We start from the raw sequence: 18,118 nt of genomic DNA on the forward strand, positions 1-18,118 counted from the left end.
GTTGGTCGGGGTGGGTGCCGACCGTTGGTCGGCACGCCATGGCGCTCACCAGCGCGGGGTCTTGGTCAGCGGCGGTGCCTGGTGCTGGCGGTCGTAGGCACGCAGCTCGTCGCGGATGTGCGCGATGCGCTGGCGGCCCAGGGCATTGCGGCTGTCATCCAGCACCACGCCATCGAGCAGCTCGGCCATGCGCTGCACGGTCGGCAGCATCTTCTCCCAGGCATCAAGCGCGGTCAGCGGCGCCGGCAGGGTCAGGAAGAAGGCGATGGCCGGGGTTTCCATGGCACGGATGTTGGCCATGTCGAAGCTGCCCGGCTTCATGATGCTGGCCATCGAGAAGATCGGGCCGCGCTCGGGGTGGCCTTCCACCAGGCGGTGGAACACGTTCATGTGGCCGAATACCAGGCCGGTCTTCTCCGCCGCCACCACGATGTCTTCGCCGCGCAGCTGCTCGCCGGCACGGGCGGCCACGAACAGCGAGACGATCTTGTCGAAATCCTGGGTGGTGCGCTTGCCGAGGTCGTTGGCCGCGCCCGGATCGGTGTCGGCCAGGCCAAGTTCGGCCTGCTCGCCTTCGCCGCGCATGCCCGGTTCGACGCGGCCCTCGGCCACCACGACGCCGTCCTCGCCCAGGACCGGTTCGCGGCGCTCGCCACTGGCCGGTTCCGCGTTCTCCACGCGACGGCCCTGGGGCTTCTTCTTCGGACGGCCAAACAGGAAGATCGCGGCGATCAACAGCAGGCCGGCGGCCAGGATGCCGATGCGCAACAGTGCCGTGTCGGACATTCGATAGGTTCTCCGGCTAATTCATTCAGGTAACTAGGATGGCACGTCAGGCCGCGCCCGCCAATCGCGCCGCTTCTTCCAGGTCCACGCTGACCAGGCGGCTGACGCCCGGCTCACGCATGGTCACGCCCGACAGCTGGTGCGCGGCCTCCATCGTCGCCTTGTTGTGGCTGACGAACAGGAACTGCACCTTCTCGCTCATTTCCTTGACCATGTTGGCCAGGCGGCCGACGTTGGCTTCGTCCAGCGGCGCGTCCACCTCGTCCAGCAGGCAGAACGGGGCGGGATTCAACTGGAAGATGGCGAACACCAGCGCCACCGCGGTCATCGCTTTCTCGCCGCCGGACAGCAGCGAGATGCTCGACACGCGCTTGCCCGGCGGGCGCGCCATGATGGTCACGCCCGTGTCGAGCAGGTCTTCACCGGTCAGTTCCAGGTAGGCGTGGCCGCCACCGAACAGGCGCGGATACAGGGCCTGGACGCCGGCGTTGACGCGGTCGAAGGTGTCCTTGAAGCGCCCGCGGGTCTCGCGATCGATCTTGCGGATGGCATCCTCAAGTGTTTCCAGCGCCGTGGTCAGGTCGGCGTGCTGCGAATCCAGGTAGTCCGAACGCTGCGAAGCCTCGCCGTACTCGTGGATGGCGGCCAGGTTGACCGGCTCCAGCCGGCGCATGCGTGCGTCGATCTGGTGCACGGCCTGCTCCCAGTCGCCCAGGCGGGCGTCCTCGGGTAGTGCATTGAGCACGTCCTGCAGCACGAAGCCGGCCTTTTCCACCGCCGCCTGCAGGGTGTCGGCGCTGAGCACCAAGGCCTGCTGGTCGAGCTTGCGCTGCGAAATGCGCTCGCGCTGGGCCAACGCCTGCTCGTCGCGCTGATGGCGGGTCTGCTCGTAGCTGCGCAGCTCGGCGTCGATGCCGTCCAGCAGCGTTCGCGCCTCGGTCAGCACACGGTCGGCCCGCACGCGCTCTTCCAGCGCGTTCTGGTGTTCGGCCTGCAGCGATTCGACCGGCGAATCCCCTTCGTCCAGCTGCGAGTGCAGCTCGCCCAGCCGCGCGTCCAGCTGCCCGCGCTGGGTGCCCATGCGTTCCAGCGCCTGGCTCAACGAGTCCAGCTGCGCGCGCTGCGATTCCAGGGTCAAGGCCAGCGAATGCGCGCGCTCGCGTACCGCGCGGGCGGCATCGCGGGCCAGGTCGCGGGCCTCGGTCAACTGCCGACGTTCGCCCTCCAGCCGCTGCCGGGTCGATTCCAGGTCGCCCATGCTGCTGACCGCACTCTCCAGCCGCGAGCGCGCTTCACGCGCCTGCTCGTTGTTGGCTTCCAGCGTTTCCTGCAACTGCTTCAGCTCGCCCTCGATGCGGTCGATGCGGGTGCGTGCCGCTTCCACCTTGCCCTGCTGGCCCTGCAGCTGGCCGGCCAGCTCGGACACCGCGCGGTGGGCCTGGTAGAGCGCGCGCTGCGCGTCCTCGCGCTGCTGCTCGGCCGCCTGCAGCTGCTCACGGAAACCGCTCAGCTGCTCTTCCAGCTCGGCCTCGCGGTCCTGCAGCTGCTCGATCTGCTCACGCAGTTCGTTGATCTCACGCTCGCGCAGCAGCGCGCCCTGCTCGGCGGCACCGGAGCGCGACACGCGCAGCCAGCCCTGGCCCAGCCGCTCGCCGCCCTGGGTGATGATCGAATCGCCTTCCGGCAGGCTGGCCTGCAGGGCCTTCGCCTCGGACAGGTCCTTCGCACCATGCAGGTGCGCCAGCAGCCGACGGATCGCCGCCGGGCCGCGCACGCGTGCCGCCAGCGAGGTCGGCGCCACCTTCAGTTCAGCAGCATCGTCGGCGACCAGCGCAATGTGGCCTTCGCCAAGTTCGCCCAGCGCGCCGACCAGGCTGGCCGGGTCATCGACCAGCACGCCTTCGATCAGCTGGCCCAGCGCACTTTCCACCGCGTTCTCCCAGCCGGCATCCACGTCCAGGCGTTCGCCGACGCGCGCCGCCGAATCCAGCCCGCGCGCCTTCAGCCAGGCCACGGCTGCACCCTGCTCCTGGCCCAGCGCGGCCTGCTGCAGGGTTTCCAGCGAGGCCAGGCGACCGCGCAGGCCGTTGGCCTGCTTGCGCAGTTCAGCCAGTTCGTTCTGGCCATTGCGCTGCTGTTCCTGCACTGCCGTCACGCCCTGCTTGCGCAGCTCGACGTCTTCACTCAATTCATCCAGTGCGGCCTTCTGCGTGTCGTGCTGCAGCTGCAGCTGCTCGAAGGCTTCTTCCAGCGCGTCCACGTCCAGGCCTGCGCGTTCGGCGGCCAGGGCCTCGCGACGCCGGTCGGCGTCGAGGATCTGCTTGTCCAGGTAGTCCACGCGCGTGCGCTCGACATCGCCGGCGCGCGAGGCTTCCGAACTCTGCGAGGTGTGCTGTTCCCAGCGCTGCTGCCAGCTGGCCAGCCGCTCTTCAGCCTCACGCAGGCTTTCCTGCTTGATCTCGTTTTCTTCCTGCAGTGCTTCCAGCTGCGGAGTGGCGGCCTCCACCGCCTCGCGCAGCACCCTCAGTCTGGCCTCGTCGCCGCTGATGTGCTGGCCCAGTTCAGCCAGCGCCTGCTGGGTTTCATCGCGCGCCTTGTGCAGGCGCTGCGACAGCTCGCGCTGGTGCTGGATCTGCTGTTCCAGGCGCGCCAGCGTACTGCCGACCTGGTAGACCGCAGCCTGCGCGGTGTTCAGCGCGTCGGCGGCCTCTTCGCGCCGCGCGCGCGAGGTCTCGATGCGCGCCTCGGCATCACGCTGGTCGGCGATCAGCTGCTGCAGCCTGGTCTCTTCCTGCGACAGGCCTTCGCGCAGCTTCGACAGGCGCCCGTCGAGGCCGCGGAATTCCAGCGCCTTCCACTCGGCATCCTTGACCCGGCGCTCTTCCTGCAGGGCCTGGTACTGCTCGGCCTGCTTGGCCTGGCGCTTGAGGTGCTCCAGCTGCTTGCTGATCTCGTCGCGCAGGTCGCCCAGCCGGTCCAGGTTCTCGCGGGTGTGGCGGATGCGGGTCTCGGTCTCCTTGCGGCGCTCCTTGTACTTGGAGATGCCGGCCGCCTCTTCCAGGTAGACGCGCAGGTCTTCCGGGCGCGCCTCGATGATCTGGCTGATCATGCCCTGCTCGATGATCGAGTAGCTGCGCGGGCCCAGGCCGGTGCCGAGGAACAGGTCGGTGATGTCGCGGCGGCGGCACTTGGTGCCGTTGAGGTAGTAGTTGCTGGTACCGTCGCGGCTGACCGTGCGCTTGACCGAGATTTCGTTGAACGCGGCGTACTCGCCGGAGATCGTGTGGTCGGAGTTGTCGAAGATCAGCTCGACCGTGGCCTGCGACACCGGCTTGCGGGCATTGGAACCGGAAAAGATCACGTCGGTCAGCGAGTCGCCGCGCAGGCGGCTGGCCGAGCTCTCGCCCATGACCCAGCGCACGGCGTCGATGATGTTCGACTTGCCGCAGCCATTGGGGCCCACCACGCCGGTCATGTTGGTCGGCAGGTGCAGGGTGGTCGGATCGACGAACGACTTGAAGCCGGACAGCTTGATCGTGGAAAGACGCATAGGGGTTCCGGACTGGGGCCGGCAAGCGGCCTGCGTTTACCCTCCAAGTCATTGATCCTGTTGGGATCGATGCCCGTGGAACGGGTGTGACGCCCTGAGTATACCGATGTGGCCGTGTTCTACGAATGGGCGTGGAACATTGCCCGGCCCTGCCCCGCCGGCCGCACGTGGCCCGAGCTGGCGAAACGGAACCATAAAACAAAACGGGCACCCTTGCGGGCGCCCGTTCTGCGGTGATGCCAGGCCTTGCGGCGTGGGATCAGGCTTCGGCGACGACGACGACCTTGACGGTGGTCTCGACGTCGGCGTGCAGGTGGACCAGCACGTCGTATTCGCCGATGTTGCGGAAGGCGCCTTCACCCAGGATGACTTCGCTCTTCTCCAGCGGCAGGCCGGCGGCAGTGAAGGCTTCGGCGATGTCGCGCGGGCCGACCGAGCCGTACAGCTTGCCTTCGGTCGAAGCGTTGGCGGCGATGGTCACGCTCGCGCCTTCCAGCTTGGCCTTGCGGCCTTCAGCTTCTGCGTGGATGGCCTGGGCCTTGGCTTCGTACTCGGCGCGCTTGGCTTCGAACTCGGCCTTGTTGCTCTCGGTGGCCGGCACGGCCTTGCCCTGCGGCACGAGGAAGTTACGGCCGTAGCCCGGCTTCACGTCGACCAGGTCGCCCAGGTTGCCGAGGTTGGTGACTTTCTGCAGGAGGATCAGCTGCATGGTATTGCTCCAGATGAGTTATTCGTTAGCGAGGCGATGCCCCGCAACAAAGGCTGTCCGAATAGCTGGCACAGCGGGGGCGGCACCGGGCCGCCCCGCCGGCATCAGACGTCGTGGTTGTCGGTGTACGGGATCAGGGCCAGGAAGCGGGCGCGCTTGACGGCGGTCGCCAGCTGGCGCTGGTACTTCGACTTGGTACCGGTGACGCGGCTCGGCACGATCTTGCCGTTCTCGGTCAGGTACTGGCGCAGGGTGTTGAGATCCTTGTAGTCGATCTCCTTCACACCTTCAGCAGTGAACTTGCAGAACTTGCGGCGACGGAAGAACTTGGACATGGGAAGGCTCCTTAGGCGGCGGAAGCGGCGTCGTCGCCGGCTTCGTTGTCAGCGGTGGTGTTGGACTCGCCTTCTTCGTCGTCACGACGACGGCGCTCACCGCGCTCCGGCTTGTCACCCTTCTCGTCCTTGCTCTTCATGATCAGCGACTGCTCGGTGTCAGCCTCGTCACGCTTGATGACCAGGTTGCGCAGCACGGCGTCGTTGAAGCGGAAGCTCTCGGTCAGTTCGTTCAGAACGGCCTGGTCGGCTTCGATGTTCATCAGCACGTAGTGGGCCTTCACCAGGTTCTGGATCGGGTACGCCAGCTGGCGGCGGCCCCAGTCTTCCAGGCGGTGGATGGTGCCGTTGCCGTTCTCGACCAGCGACTTGTAGCGCTCGATCATGGCCGGGACCTGCTCGCTCTGGTCCGGGTGGACCATGAACACGATTTCGTAATGACGACTCATGTTTTTTCTACCTTTCGGATGTGGCCTTTCGGCCGGACAGCCCCCCGCCGTTGAGACCGCGGTGGGGCAAGGATTCCCGCCAGGAAGGCAGGAAGCCGCGCATTATGGCGCAGATGGGGATGGCGGGCAACCGGGGGCACCCGACCTTCTGAACCGGGATGCCCTGCCCCGGTACCGATCAAGGTCGGCACCCACCAGGCGGGTAGCGCCGGCCATGCCCGGCGGGCGCCAAAGCCGCGCGTCAGGCCTTGTCGGCGTCGGTGGTGAAGCTTTCGCCGCAGCCGCACTCGGCGGTGGCGTTCGGGTTGCTGAACGTGAAGGTCTCGCTCAGGCCATGCTTGCCGAAGTCGATCACGGTGCCGTCCACCAGCGCCAGGCTCTTGGCGTCGACATAGATCTTCACACCGTCCTGGTCGAACACGGTATCGCCCTCGCGCTCGTCGCGGGCCAGGTCGGTCACGTGGCCCCAGCCGGAGCAGCCGGTCCTGGTCACGCCGAAACGCAGGCCCAGCGCGCCGGGGGTCTGGGCGACGAAGCGCTGCACGCGCTCGAAGGCAATGGGGGTCAGGCTGACGGCCATGGGGCTACTCCAGAGGTACGGGGACATTATAAGGAGCCGTTGCCACGAAAAATGCCTCGCAAGCAGAACGCTGCAACCGGTAAACTCCCGTGTTCACAGATCGAGTCGATCAGCAGAGGATTCAAGTCATGACGGTGGTCAGCGTTGAACATGCGCTTGCCGGGAAGATCCCGGAAGGCGGCGAAGTCACGGTACGCGGATGGGTGCGCACGGTGCGCGGTTCAGCGAATCTGGCCTTCGTGAATGTGAGCGACGGCTCCTGCTTCGCCCCGATCCAGATCGTGGCCAACGACACCCTGGCCAACTTCGACGAGATCAAGCGCCTGACCAGCGGCTGCTCGGTCATCGGCACCGGCACCCTGGTGAAGTCGCAGGGCAAGGGCCAGTCGTTCGAGATCCAGGCCAGCGCACTGGACGTGGTCGGCTGGGTCGAAGACCCGCTCACCTACCCGATCCAGCCCAAGCCGATGTCGCCGGAGTTCCTGCGCGAAGTGGCGCACCTGCGCCCGCGCACCAACCTGTTCGGCGCAGTCACCCGCATCCGCAACTGCCTGGCCCAGGCCGTGCACCGCTTCTTCCACGAGAACGGCTTCAACTGGATCAGCACCCCGATCATCACCACCTCCGATGCCGAAGGCGCCGGCCAGATGTTCCGCGTGTCCACCCTGGACATGGTGAACCTGCCGCGTGACGAGAAGGGCGCGATCGACTTCAGCCGCGACTTCTTCGGCAAGGAAACGTTCCTGACCGTGTCCGGCCAGCTGAACGTCGAGGCGTACTGCCTGGCGCTGAGCAAGGTCTACACCTTCGGCCCGACCTTCCGCGCCGAGAACAGCCACACCACCCGCCATCTGGCGGAGTTCTGGATGATCGAGCCGGAAATCGCCTTCGCCGACCTGGCCGAAGACGCACGCCTGGCCGAAGAGTTCCTGAAGTACCTGTTCCGCGCCGTGCTGAACGAGCGCAGCGACGATCTGGCCTTCATCGCCGAGCGCGTGGACAAGAACGCGATCACCAAGCTGGAAGATTTCATCAACGCACCGTTCGAGCGCATCGACTACACCGATGCGGTCAGCCTGCTGCAGAAGTCCGGCAGGAAGTTCGACTTCCCGGTGGAATGGGGCCTGGACCTGCAGACCGAGCACGAGCGCTGGCTGACCGAGGAGCATGTCGGCCGTCCGGTGGTGGTGACCAACTATCCGGAGCACATCAAGGCCTTCTACATGCGCCTGAACGACGACGGCAAGACCGTTGCCGCGATGGACGTGCTGGCCCCGGGCATCGGCGAGATCATCGGTGGCAGCCAGCGTGAGGAGCGCCTCGACGTGCTGGACGCGCGCATGGCCCAGTTCGGCCTGGATCGTGAGCACTACAGCTGGTACCGCGACTTCCGCCGCTATGGCTCGGTGCCTCACGCCGGCTTCGGCCTGGGCTTCGAACGCCTGGTGGTGTACGTCTGCGGACTGTCCAACATCCGCGATGCGATCCCCTACCCGCGCGCCCCGGGCAGCGCGGACTTCTAAGCCCCACACGTCCACGGAGGTACGGCTCCCATGACCCTGTTCTTCGCCCTGTGTTTCGTCGGCGTTGCAGTGGCCGGGTTCAGTGCCTTCGTGATCTTCTGGCCGCTGACCCTGGTGCACGTTCGCGACCGCCATCCGGCGCTCGCCGAGCGCTTCGGCAGCGGCGCCTTCCTCAAGCCCGATGCCCTGGCCTGGCTGTTGCGCCGCGACTATCGCCAGCAGCCGGACCGCTCGCTGTCCGGGCTGGCGACGCCGGCCTGGGTATCGCTGCTGACCCTGCTGGCCGGACTGGGCATGGCCGCCCTGCTCTGGCTGGCCTCGCTCTGGTAACCCCCATGAATGACATTTCCGCCTCGCGCGACAGCTGGTGGCTGGCCAGCCTCGGCAACACCCTGATCTGGGCGCGCCTGCGCGTTCGCCCGGCCGGCACCGCTGAGGTGCTCGACAGCGACGGCAATACGCTGAGCTATGACAGCGAAGACACCGCCCGTTCGCAGCTGTTCGACGCCGAATTCGTCGAGTATGACGGTCTGGACGAGGAAGACGCGCTGGTGCGCGGCTTCAGCCTGCACGAAGTGCAGCCGCCGCAGGCCGACAACGACGAAGGCCTGCGCGGCCGCATGATCCAGTCGCTGGGCGCGCGCGCCTGATCCAGGCATGTTCACTCCACGCGCCTTCGCCGAGACCGACCTGCTCTGGCTGGACCGCCTGCTGGCGCGTGATCCATTCGTCACTGTGCTCACCCCCGGCAGCGATGGCCTGCCGGAGCTGACCCGGATGCCGGTGCTGTACCGGCGCGAGGGCGAGCGCATCGAGCTGCGCGGGCACTGGGCCCGCGCCAACCGGCAGTCGCGCCACGGCGGTGCGGCCAAGGTGCTGGTCGACGGACCACACGGCTACGTCTCGGCCAGCTGGTATCCGGACAAGGAGCCTGCCGCACGGGTGCCGACCTGGAACTACGCCGCCGCCGAGCTGCGTGGCCAGTTGCACACCTTCGACGACACCGATGCGCTGGCCGGGCTGGTCGGCGCGATCAGCGACCACTTCGAAGCCAGCGTCGGCCAGGCCTGGCAGTTCGATGCCACGCGTGCCGAACATGGCCCGGAACTGCGTGCCATCGTCGGCTTCCGTTTCCAGGTCGAACACGTGCAGCTGAAGCTGAAGCTGAGCCAGAACCATCCCGACGCCAACCAGCGCGCCGTGATCGCCGAACTGGAACAGCTGGGCACCCCTTCCTCCACCGAGTTGGCGCAGTGGATGCGCTGGCACCGCGAACAGGCCGCCCGCAGCGGCTGAACGCCCCCGATTCCCGCGACGTCGCAGCTGGATGGCTGCGGTGCGCCCCCACCCGACGCCAGGGACCCGAACATGAAAGACATCCACAAGCTGCTGCAGAACAACCGCGACTGGGCCGACCGCATCGAGAAGGAGGACCCCGACTTCTTCCACCAGCTGGCCAAGCAGCAGCATCCCGAGTACCTGTGGATCGGCTGCTCCGATTCGCGCGTGCCGGCCAACCAGATCATCGGCATGGCGCCGGGCGAAGTGTTCGTGCACCGCAACGTCGCCAACGTGGTCGCCCACACCGACCTTAACTGCCTGAGCGTGGTGCAGTACGCGGTGGACCAGCTGAAGGTCAAGCACATCCTGATCGTCGGCCACTACGGCTGCGGCGGCGTGCATGCCTGCCTGCACAACACCCGCGTCGGCCTGGCCGACAACTGGCTGCGCCATGTCGGTGACGTGGTGCAGAAGCACCAGGGCATCCTCGACGCCATCGAAGACGACGAACTCAAGCACGCCCGGCTGTGCGAGCTGAACGTGATTGAGCAGGTCGCCAACCTCTGCCGCTCGACCATCGTGCTGGATGCCTGGGCCCGCGGCCAGAAGCTGATGGTGCACGGCTGGGTCTACAGCCTGAAAGACGGACGCGTGCGTGAAATGGGCATCGACGTCGGTTCGCTGGAAGAGCTGCAGCCAGCGTATGAAAAAGCGCTGTCCTTCGTGCCGCGCAAGGGCCGTCGCGACTGATCCCCACACGGATGACCACCATGCTCGCTCCACCGATCAACCTGCACGCCTGGATCGAAGAGAACCGCCACCTGCTGAAGCCGCCGGTGGGCAACAAGATGATCGACAACGGCGATTTCATCGTGATGGTGGTCGGCGGGCCGAACTCGCGTACCGACTACCACTACGACGAAGGCCCCGAGTGGTTCTACCAGCTCGAAGGCGAGATGGTGCTGAAGGTGCAGGAGGACGGCGCGGTACGCGACATTCCGATCCGCGCCGGCGAGATCTTCCTGTTGCCGGCGAAGGTGCCGCACTCGCCGCGGCGCCCGCCCGGGGGCATCGGCCTGGTGGTCGAGCGCAAGCGGCTGCCGCATGAGATGGACGGCGTGATCTGGCACTGCGAGCGCTGCAACCACAAGCTGCACGAAGAGTATTTCCCGCTGCAGAACATCGAAACCGACCTGCCCAAGGTGTTTGCGCGCTACCACGCCAGCCTGGAACTGCGTACCTGCAGCCAGTGCGGGCACGTGGATCCGCTGCCGGTGCCGGCGGCGGGCTGAGCACCTGCCCCTGTAGAGCCGAGCCCATGCTCGGCTTCGTGGCCCGGCAGCCGAGCATGGGCTCGGCTCTACAGGTTCGGCGGCAGGCACGCCCCAGGCGCTACACTGGCGGTCCCGTTGCAGCCTGTTGCCCGACCATGTCCGACCTGCTCAGCCGCACCCACGCCATCGCCCTGGACGCCGCCGATCCGCTGCGCCCGCTGCGTGGCGAATTCCTGATTCCGCGCCATGGAGGCGGCGAGCAGACCTACTTCGTCGGCAACTCGCTGGGCCTGCAGCCGCGCGGTGCGCAGGCAGCGGTGCAGGAAGTGATGAAACAATGGGGCGAACGGGCGGTGGAAGGCCACTTCACCGGCCCGACGCAGTGGCTGTCCTACCACCGCCTGGTGAGCGCGCAGCTGGCGCGCGTGGTCGGCGCACTGCCCAGCGAGGTGGTAGCGATGAACACGCTGAGCGTGAACCTGCACCTGATGATGGTCAGCTTCTACCGGCCGACCACGCAGCGCCCGGTGATCCTGATGGAAGCCGGCGCATTCCCGACCGACCGCCACGCGGTGGAAGCTCAGATCCGCTTCCATGGTTTCGACCCGGCCGAGTGTCTGGTGGAAGTGCAGCCGGACGAAGCCAACGGCACGATTTCGCTGGCCGCGATCGAACGCGCCATCGCCGAGCACGGCCCGCGCCTGGCGCTGGTGCTGTGGCCCGGCGTGCAGTACCGCACCGGCCAGGCCTTCGACCTCGATGCGATCACCCGCGCCGCACGCCTGCAGGGCGCACGCATCGGCTTCGACCTGGCGCACTCGGTTGGCAACCTGCCGCTGCGCCTGCATGAGGTGGCGCCCGATTTCGCCGTGTGGTGCCACTACAAATACCTCAACAGCGGCCCGGGCGCGGTGGCCGGCGCGTTCGTGCACGAGCGCCACCATCGCGACACCACCCTGCCGCGCTTTGCCGGCTGGTGGGGCCATGAGGAATCGACCCGCTTCCAGATGGCGCCCCAGTTCACCCCCGCCATCGGTGCCGAAGGCTGGCAGTTGAGCAATCCGCCGATCCTCGGCCTGGCACCACTGCGTGCCTCGCTGGACCTGTTCGAGCGTGCCGGCATGGAGGCGCTGCGCAGCAAATCGCTGGCGCTGACCGGCCTGCTCGAAGCACTGGTCCGCGCACGCCTGCCGCAGGTGCTGGACATCATTACCCCGGCCGATCCGCAGCGCCGCGGCTGCCAGTTGTCGCTGCGCGTGATCGGTGGCCGCGAGCGTGGCCGTGCACTGTTCGAGCACCTGCGCGGCATCGGCGTGCTCGGCGACTGGCGCGAGCCTGACGTGATCCGCATCTCGCCCACCCCGCTCTACAACCGCTACCTGGACGTGCACCATTTCGTCGAGGAAGTGGAAGCCTGGGCCGGCCTGTAAGCCGCCCCCTCCCCTGCTGCTGGACAGTTCGTTGATCGCACACGCCTCCCGCTCGTTGAGCATTATCGGTGCCGGCCTTGCCGGGTCCCTGCTGGCCATCCTGCTGTCACGGCAAGGCTGGCGCATCACCCTGTACGAACGCCGTGGCGATCCCCGCATTGCCGACTACGAGAGCGGTCGTTCGATCAACCTGGCGTTGGCCGAGCGCGGGCGCAATGCACTGCGCCAGGCTGGCGTGGAAGACGAGGTGATGGCGCGCGCGGTGATGATGCGCGGGCGCATGGTGCATCCACGCGACGGCGAACCGCAGCTGCAGCGCTATGGCCGCGACGACAGCGAGGTGATCTGGTCGATCCATCGCAGCGATCTGAACACCACGCTGCTGGAACTGGCCGAACAGGCCGGTGCCACCGTGCACTTCCATCGCCGCCTGCATACCGTGGATTTCGATGCGGGCTACGCGCGTTTCATCGATGACCGTGACGACAGCCCGCACGACATCCGCTTTGACACCCTGATCGGTGCCGACGGCGCGGGCTCGGCACTGCGCGCGGCGATGAACCGTCGTGCGCCGCTGGGCGAGGACATCGCCTTCCTTGACCATTCGTACAAGGAACTGGAGATCCCGCCGGCCGCCGACGGCGGCTTCCGCATCGAGCGCAATGCGCTGCACATCTGGCCGCGCGGCCACTACATGTGCATCGCGTTGCCCAACCACGAAGGCACTTTCACGGTCACCCTGTTCCTGCCCAACCAGGGCGATCCCAGCTTTGCCACGGTCAACACCGGCGCGCAGGCCGAGGCGCTGTTCGCGCGCGAGTTCGCCGATACCCTGCCGCTGATTCCCAACCTGCGCAAGGACTGGGAACAACACCCGCCGGGCCTGCTCGGCACGCTCACCCTGGAACGCTGGCATCAGCAGGGCCGCGCCGTGCTGATCGGTGACGCCGCGCATGCGATGGTGCCGTTCCACGGCCAGGGCATGAACTGCGCATTCGAGGACTGCGTTGCACTGGCCCGCCAGCTGATGGAGGCCGATGACCTGGAAAGCGCGTTCGCCGCGTTCGAAGCCGAGCGCAAACCGAATGCACGTGCCATCCAGCAGATGGCGCTTGAGAACTACCTGGAGATGCGCGACCGCGTGGCCGACCCTGCATTCCTACTGCAACGCGAGCTGGAGCAGGAACTGCAGCGGCGCTGGCCGACCCGCTTCGTGCCGCATTACACGATGGTCACCTTCCTGCACACGCCCTACGCCGAGGCGCTGCGCCGCACCGAACTGCAGCGCGACCTGCTGGTTGCAGCCACCGCCGGTCACGATTCACTGGACAACATCGACTGGGCCGCACTGGAAACGCAGGTCCACGCGCAGTTGCCGGTCCTGGAGGGCGCGCACTGATGGCAGACAGCTTCCTGTTCTACGACCTGGAAACCTTCGGCCAGGACCCGCGGCGCACGCGCATCTCGCAGTTCGCCGCGATCCGCACCGATGCCGACCTCAACGAGATCGACACGCCGGTCAGCTTCTTCGTGCGCCCGGCAGACGACCTGCTGCCCTCGCCGATGGCCACCCTGGTCACCGGCATCACCCCGCAGCAGGCCCTGGCCGAGGGCATCAGCGAGGCCGAAGCCTTCGACCGCATCAACGAGCAGCTGTCGCGCCCCGGCACCTGCGCACTTGGCTACAACACCCTGCGCTTCGACGATGAGTTCGTCCGCTACGGGTTGTTCCGCAACTTCCACGATCCCTACGAGCGCGAGTGGCGCAATGGCAATTCGCGCTGGGACCTGCTGGACATGCTGCGGCTGATGCGCGCGATGCGCCCGGACGGCATCCGGTGGCCGCTGCGCGAAGACGGCGCCACCTCGTTCAAGCTCGAGCACCTGGCCGAGGCCAACAACGTGCGCGAAGGCGATGCGCACGAAGCGCTGTCAGACGTGCGCGCCACCATCGGCATGGCTCGGCTGTTCAAGCAGTCGCAGCCGCGCCTGTGGGAGTACGCACTGAAGCTGCGCGACAAGCGCTTCGTCGGCGGCCTGCTGGACGTGGCCGCGATGAAGCCGGTCCTGCACATTTCCATGCGCTACCCTGCCAGCCGCCTTTGCGCCGCACCGGTTCTGCCCTTGGCCGTACACCCGACCATCAACAACCGGGTGATCGTGTTCGACCTGGAAGGCGAGATCGACGACCTGCTGGAGCTGCCGGCCGAGGTGATCGCACAGCGCCTGTACATGCGGGCCAGCGAGCTGCCCGAAGGCGTGACACGCGTGCCGCTGAAGGAAGTACACCTGAACAAGGTGCCGGCACTGATCGCATGGAACCACCTGCGCGCCGACGATCATGCGCGCCTCGGCCTGGACGTGGCCGCGATCGAGGCCAAGGTGGAACGGCTGCGCGCGTTCGCTCCACAGCTGGCCGAGAAGGCACGCCAGGTCTACAACCAGCCCCGCGTCGCGACCGTGGCCGATGTCGATGCCTCGCTGTACGACGGATTCCTCGGCAACGGCGACAAGCCGCTGCTCGCGCTGGCACGCACCACCGCGCCGGAGCAGCTGGCCGCGCTGGAAGGCCGCTTCCGCGACCCGCGCCTTCCAGAGCTGCTGTTCCGCTACCGCGCACGCAACCATCCCGGCAGCCTCGCGCCGGCCGAACACCAGCGTTGGCAGGATTACCGCCGCCAGCGCCTGCTCGGCGACGGCGGCCTGGGCGAACTCAACCTGCCCCAGTACCAGCAACAGCTTGATGCACTGGCCGCCGAAGCGCCCGGCGACGCGCGGCGCCAGGCCCTGCTGCAATCGTTGAGAGACTGGGGCCAGCACCTGCAGGAGACGCTGTGAGCACCTATTTCTCGGACGCCAGTTTCAAGTTCCTGCGCAGCCTGGCGCGGCACAACGACAAGACCTGGTTCAACGACCACCGCCAGCAGTATGAAGACCACGTCCGGCAGCCGTTCCTGCGCCTGCTGGGCGACCTGCAGCCGGCACTGGCCGAGGTCAGCGAGCACTTCCGCGCCGATACCCGCGGCGTCGGTGGCTCGCTGTTCCGCATCCACCGTGACGCGCGCTTTTCCAACGACAAGTCACCGTACAAGACCTGGCAGGGTGCGCGCCTGTTCCATGAGCGCCGCCGAGAGGTGGCCGCGCCGTCCTTCTATGTGCACCTGCAACCCGGCGAGAGCTTCGTCGGCGCCGGCCTGTGGCATCCGGAACCGGAAACCCAGCGCCGCGTGCGCCATTTCATCCTCGACAACCCGGGCAGCTGGGAGGCCGCCGCGCACGCGCCGGCCCTGCGCAAGCGCTTCGATTTCGAGGAGAGCGAGAAGCTGGTGCGTCCCCCTCGTGGCTTCCCGGCCGACTTCGAGTTCATCGACGACCTCAAGCACCGCAACTGGGTGATGTGGCGCTCGCTGGACGACGCCACGATGACCGGCCCACGCCTGCTGTCCACGCTGGGCAAGGACCTGGCCGCGCTCGGCCCGTTCGTCGACTACCTGTGCGCTGCGCTGGACCTGGAATTCTGATGTCGCAGAATCTTCCGCTGGCCCGCCAGCGGCGCGTGCTCGGCCGCACCAGCCTGGCCGTTTCACCGATCGGATTGGGCTGCTCCGGCTTCTGGGGTCATCGCCGCTTCCCCGAGCATGAGGCGGCTGCTGTGGTCGAACATGCGCTTGCCCACGGAGTGAACCTGCTCGATACCGGTCACAACTATTCCGGCTTCCATGCCGAGCCGCGCCTGGGCCGCATCCTGCGCCCGTTGCTGAAGCAGTACCCGCGCGATTCACTGGTGATCTCAAGCAAGGGCGGCACGCTGACCGGCCAGGCCGGCATCAGCGGCGCCGAGCAACGCAACTTCTCGCCCGCGGCCATCACCGCCAGCTGCGAGGCGTCGCTGCGCAACCTAGGCCTGGACCATCTTGATGTCTACCAGCTGCATGGCGCCAGCGAACACGACATCAGTGACGACCTGCTGGCGGCACTGCAGCGCCTGCGCGAACGTGGGTTGATCCGGTACACCGGCATCAACACCCACTCGGCCTCGACCCTGCGCTGGATGATCGCCCATCCGGACGCCTTCGATGTGGTACTGCTGGACTACAACGCCCTGCAGCAGGACCGAGAACCGCTTATCGATCGGCTGCAGGCAGTGGGCATCGGCGTGCTGGCCGGCACCGTGCTGGCGCAAGGACACCTGCTGCCCGCGCGTGCGCGCCTGCCACGGCTGGCCGATGGCTGGTATCTGGCGCGCGCGTGGCTGAAGCCCAGCAGCCGCCAGCTGATGCGCAGTGCCCGCCAGATGCGGCGCGCGGTGGCCACGATCCACAGCCAGCGCCCGGCCCAGACCGCCTTCGCCTATACGCTGGGCCATCCCGGCGTTGCCAGCGGCATCCTCGGCACCACCCGCACCCGCAGCCTGGACGAAGTGCTGGCGACGCGGCTGGAGGCGCTGACTCCGGCGGAACGGCAACGGCTGGTCGATGCCTTCGGTGATGGCCGTGGTTCGCCCAGTCAGTGAGTCTTCACCCGGCACTGCCGCCGTTGCGGCAGTCTGTCCGGCATGAAGAAGCTCACCGCACTGCTTGTGCTGCCGGTCCTGGCCTTGGCGGCCTGGTGGTTCGGCGGCCCGTACCTGACCGTCAATGGCCTGTCCAAGGCCATCGAGCAGCGCGACACTGCGCGCCTGGAGCGCTACGTCGATTTCCCGCGCGTGCGCAGCAGCCTGCGCGCGCAGCTCAATGACTACCTGGTGCGCCAGGCCGGGCCAGACGTGGCGGCCAGCCCGTTCGGCGCCCTCCTCTACGGCCTCGGCGACCAGCTCGGGGGGGCCGCGGTGGAAACCATGGTGACCCCGACCGGGATCGGCGCGATGCTGCAGGGCCACGTGCTGTGGAAGCGTGGCCGCAATGAACTGCAGGGTGGCGACGCCTTCGGCGCAACTGAACCGGCGCGGCCGTTGAAGAATGCCGAACATCATTTCGAAGCGCTGGACCGCTTCGTGATCGATGTGGATCGCGGCCCCGGCCAGCCACCGATGAAGGTGGTGCTGGAGCCGCAGGGCCTGCGCTGGAAAGTGGTGGACCTGCAGCTGGGGATGTCGGGCAGCCCGTAGCCCCATGCCGCTGCGCTCGCCGGGCATGGCCCGGCGCTGCCGCCGCCTTGTACCCCGCTCTGGTAGACGCCCACCTTGGTGGGCGCGGCTGCGCCGCGATGCCAACAGCTACCGGGCTCAGCCCTCGTTGGCGACGCCGTGCGGTACGTGGCCGGCGGCTACATGCTCGCGGGCACTGTCGATGTTGTGCTGCGAATCATCGAAGAAGATGTCGGCACCGAAGGCCTGCAGGAACGGCCCCTTGTGCCGGCCGCCGAGGAACAGTGCTTCGTCCAGGCGCACGCCCCACTCCCGCAGGGTACGGATCACCCGCTCGTGCGCCGGGGCCGACCGCGCGGTCACCAGTGCGGTACGGATCGGCGCGCTGTCGCCAGCCGGGAACACTTCCTGCAGCGTGTGCAGGGCCGACAGGAAGCCGCGGAAGGGGCCGCCACTGAGTGGCTCGCGGGCGCGTTCGCGTTCGTGGCGGCCAAAGGCTTCCACGCCCTGCTCGCGCGAAATGCGCTCACTCTCGTCACCGAAGATCACTGCGTCACCGTCGAAGGCAATGCGCAGCTGGCCGGCCGGGCGACCGGTATCGATCTGGTCGGCCGCTGCCGCAGCGGTCTCGCCCGGTGGTTTGGGCAGGATGGTCGCCGCCGCGATGCCATGGCGCAGCGCACTGCGCACCGATTCCGGGTTGGCCGACAGGAACAGGTCGGTGCCGAACGGCTTCACATACGGCCAAGTCGGCTCGCCAGCGGTGAACGTCGCACGGATGATGCCCAGGCCGTAATGCTGGATCGAGTTGAAGATACGCAGGCCGGTATCGGCCGAATTGCGCGACAGCAGGATCACCTCGACCCGCGGGTTCTCCGGGCTGGCGCCCTGGTTCAGTGCCAGCAGCTTGCGCACTACGGGAAAGGCCACGCCGGGACCGAGGATGTCGTCCTCATGTTGGCGCTGGAACTCGGCATAGGCCGCCACGCCATCGCTCTCGAACAGCGCGTGGCTTTCCTCGAGGTCGAACAGCGCGCGCGAGGTGACCGCGACGGTCAGCAAACGGGGGGAGTTGTCGCCCATCGGTGGGGGTCCTTCAAGCGGTCGGCGGGGCC

The 18,118-nt window shown here is 67.4% G+C and carries 19 protein-coding genes; 12 read left to right on the plus strand and 7 right to left on the minus strand.

Annotated features, from left to right (window positions below):
- Window positions 1-45: 45 nt before the first annotated feature.
- From zipA to ACS0OT_RS12730, 6 genes are all read right to left on the minus strand, one after another.
- Window positions 46-786, minus strand: coding sequence for a cell division protein ZipA (zipA, locus tag ACS0OT_RS12705; protein WP_005417392.1), 741 nt, complete (start codon window positions 784-786; stop codon window positions 46-48).
- Window positions 787-832: 46 nt separating this feature from the next.
- Window positions 833-4,336, minus strand: coding sequence for a chromosome segregation protein SMC (gene smc, locus ACS0OT_RS12710; protein WP_442255842.1), 3,504 nt, complete (start codon window positions 4,334-4,336; stop codon window positions 833-835).
- Between the two features lie 259 nt (window positions 4,337-4,595).
- Complete coding sequence (rplI, locus tag ACS0OT_RS12715) at window positions 4,596-5,045, minus strand: 50S ribosomal protein L9 (RefSeq protein WP_005417398.1); 450 nt, start codon at window positions 5,043-5,045, stop codon at window positions 4,596-4,598.
- Between the two features lie 104 nt (window positions 5,046-5,149).
- Window positions 5,150-5,380 (minus strand): 30S ribosomal protein S18, encoded by a 231-nt coding sequence (gene rpsR, locus ACS0OT_RS12720; protein ID WP_002804494.1) that lies wholly within the window; start codon window positions 5,378-5,380, stop codon window positions 5,150-5,152.
- Window positions 5,381-5,391: 11 nt separating this feature from the next.
- Entirely contained in the window at window positions 5,392-5,829 is a 438-nt protein-coding gene (gene rpsF / locus ACS0OT_RS12725) for a 30S ribosomal protein S6 (RefSeq protein WP_005417400.1), read from the minus strand.
- 241 nt (window positions 5,830-6,070) lie between these two features.
- Window positions 6,071-6,409 (minus strand): HesB/IscA family protein, encoded by a 339-nt coding sequence (locus tag ACS0OT_RS12730; RefSeq protein WP_005417401.1) that lies wholly within the window; start codon window positions 6,407-6,409, stop codon window positions 6,071-6,073.
- 128 nt (window positions 6,410-6,537) lie between these two features.
- Between ACS0OT_RS12730 and asnS the strand changes: the two genes are divergently transcribed.
- The 12 genes from asnS to ACS0OT_RS12790 all read left to right on the plus strand — a co-directional run bounded on the left by asnS (window position 6,538) and on the right by ACS0OT_RS12790 (window position 17,024).
- The gene (gene asnS / locus ACS0OT_RS12735; protein WP_005417402.1) at window positions 6,538-7,932 is read left to right on the plus strand and encodes an asparagine--tRNA ligase; all 1,395 of its coding nucleotides are present in this window, start codon (window positions 6,538-6,540) and stop codon (window positions 7,930-7,932) included.
- A 30-nt stretch (window positions 7,933-7,962) separates the two neighbouring features.
- Complete coding sequence (locus tag ACS0OT_RS12740) at window positions 7,963-8,262, plus strand: hypothetical protein (protein ID WP_005417403.1); 300 nt, start codon at window positions 7,963-7,965, stop codon at window positions 8,260-8,262.
- A 5-nt stretch (window positions 8,263-8,267) separates the two neighbouring features.
- Complete coding sequence (locus ACS0OT_RS12745) at window positions 8,268-8,582, plus strand: hypothetical protein (RefSeq protein ID WP_005417404.1); 315 nt, start codon at window positions 8,268-8,270, stop codon at window positions 8,580-8,582.
- Window positions 8,583-8,589: 7 nt separating this feature from the next.
- Complete coding sequence (locus ACS0OT_RS12750) at window positions 8,590-9,228, plus strand: FMN-binding negative transcriptional regulator (protein WP_005417405.1); 639 nt, start codon at window positions 8,590-8,592, stop codon at window positions 9,226-9,228.
- 72 nt (window positions 9,229-9,300) lie between these two features.
- Complete coding sequence (gene can, locus ACS0OT_RS12755) at window positions 9,301-9,963, plus strand: carbonate dehydratase (RefSeq protein ID WP_005417406.1); 663 nt, start codon at window positions 9,301-9,303, stop codon at window positions 9,961-9,963.
- Window positions 9,964-9,983: 20 nt separating this feature from the next.
- Window positions 9,984-10,505, plus strand: a complete 522-nt coding sequence (locus tag ACS0OT_RS12760) for a 3-hydroxyanthranilate 3,4-dioxygenase (protein ID WP_049439577.1) — start codon at window positions 9,984-9,986, stop codon at window positions 10,503-10,505.
- A gap of 137 nt (window positions 10,506-10,642) precedes the next feature.
- The gene (kynU, locus tag ACS0OT_RS12765; RefSeq protein ID WP_065178616.1) at window positions 10,643-11,917 is read left to right on the plus strand and encodes a kynureninase; all 1,275 of its coding nucleotides are present in this window, start codon (window positions 10,643-10,645) and stop codon (window positions 11,915-11,917) included.
- 31 nt (window positions 11,918-11,948) lie between these two features.
- Complete coding sequence (locus ACS0OT_RS12770; protein ID WP_111127397.1) at window positions 11,949-13,316, plus strand: FAD-dependent oxidoreductase; 1,368 nt, start codon at window positions 11,949-11,951, stop codon at window positions 13,314-13,316.
- A complete protein-coding gene (gene sbcB / locus ACS0OT_RS12775; protein ID WP_005417410.1) occupies window positions 13,316-14,755 on the plus strand; it encodes an exodeoxyribonuclease I in 1,440 nt (479 codons plus the stop codon). Before ACS0OT_RS12770 ends, sbcB begins: the two co-directional genes overlap by 1 nt.
- Window positions 14,752-15,438 (plus strand): DUF2461 domain-containing protein, encoded by a 687-nt coding sequence (locus ACS0OT_RS12780; protein WP_262219823.1) that lies wholly within the window; start codon window positions 14,752-14,754, stop codon window positions 15,436-15,438. The genes sbcB and ACS0OT_RS12780 overlap by 4 nt, the downstream gene beginning before the upstream one ends.
- A complete protein-coding gene (locus ACS0OT_RS12785) occupies window positions 15,438-16,430 on the plus strand; it encodes an aldo/keto reductase (protein ID WP_065178612.1) in 993 nt (330 codons plus the stop codon). Before ACS0OT_RS12780 ends, ACS0OT_RS12785 begins: the two co-directional genes overlap by 1 nt.
- Before the next feature lie 42 nt (window positions 16,431-16,472).
- Window positions 16,473-17,024, plus strand: coding sequence for a DUF2939 domain-containing protein (locus tag ACS0OT_RS12790; protein WP_065186194.1), 552 nt, complete (start codon window positions 16,473-16,475; stop codon window positions 17,022-17,024).
- A gap of 117 nt (window positions 17,025-17,141) precedes the next feature.
- Here the strand turns inward: ACS0OT_RS12790 and ACS0OT_RS12795 are convergent, their stop codons facing one another.
- The gene (locus tag ACS0OT_RS12795; RefSeq protein WP_005417414.1) at window positions 17,142-18,086 is read right to left on the minus strand and encodes a 5'-nucleotidase; all 945 of its coding nucleotides are present in this window, start codon (window positions 18,084-18,086) and stop codon (window positions 17,142-17,144) included.
- Window positions 18,087-18,118 lie beyond the last annotated feature (32 nt).

This window comes from Stenotrophomonas maltophilia group sp. RY12688 (assembly GCF_052149045.1).
In the GTDB taxonomy this organism is placed as follows: domain Bacteria; phylum Pseudomonadota; class Gammaproteobacteria; order Xanthomonadales; family Xanthomonadaceae; genus Stenotrophomonas; species Stenotrophomonas sepilia.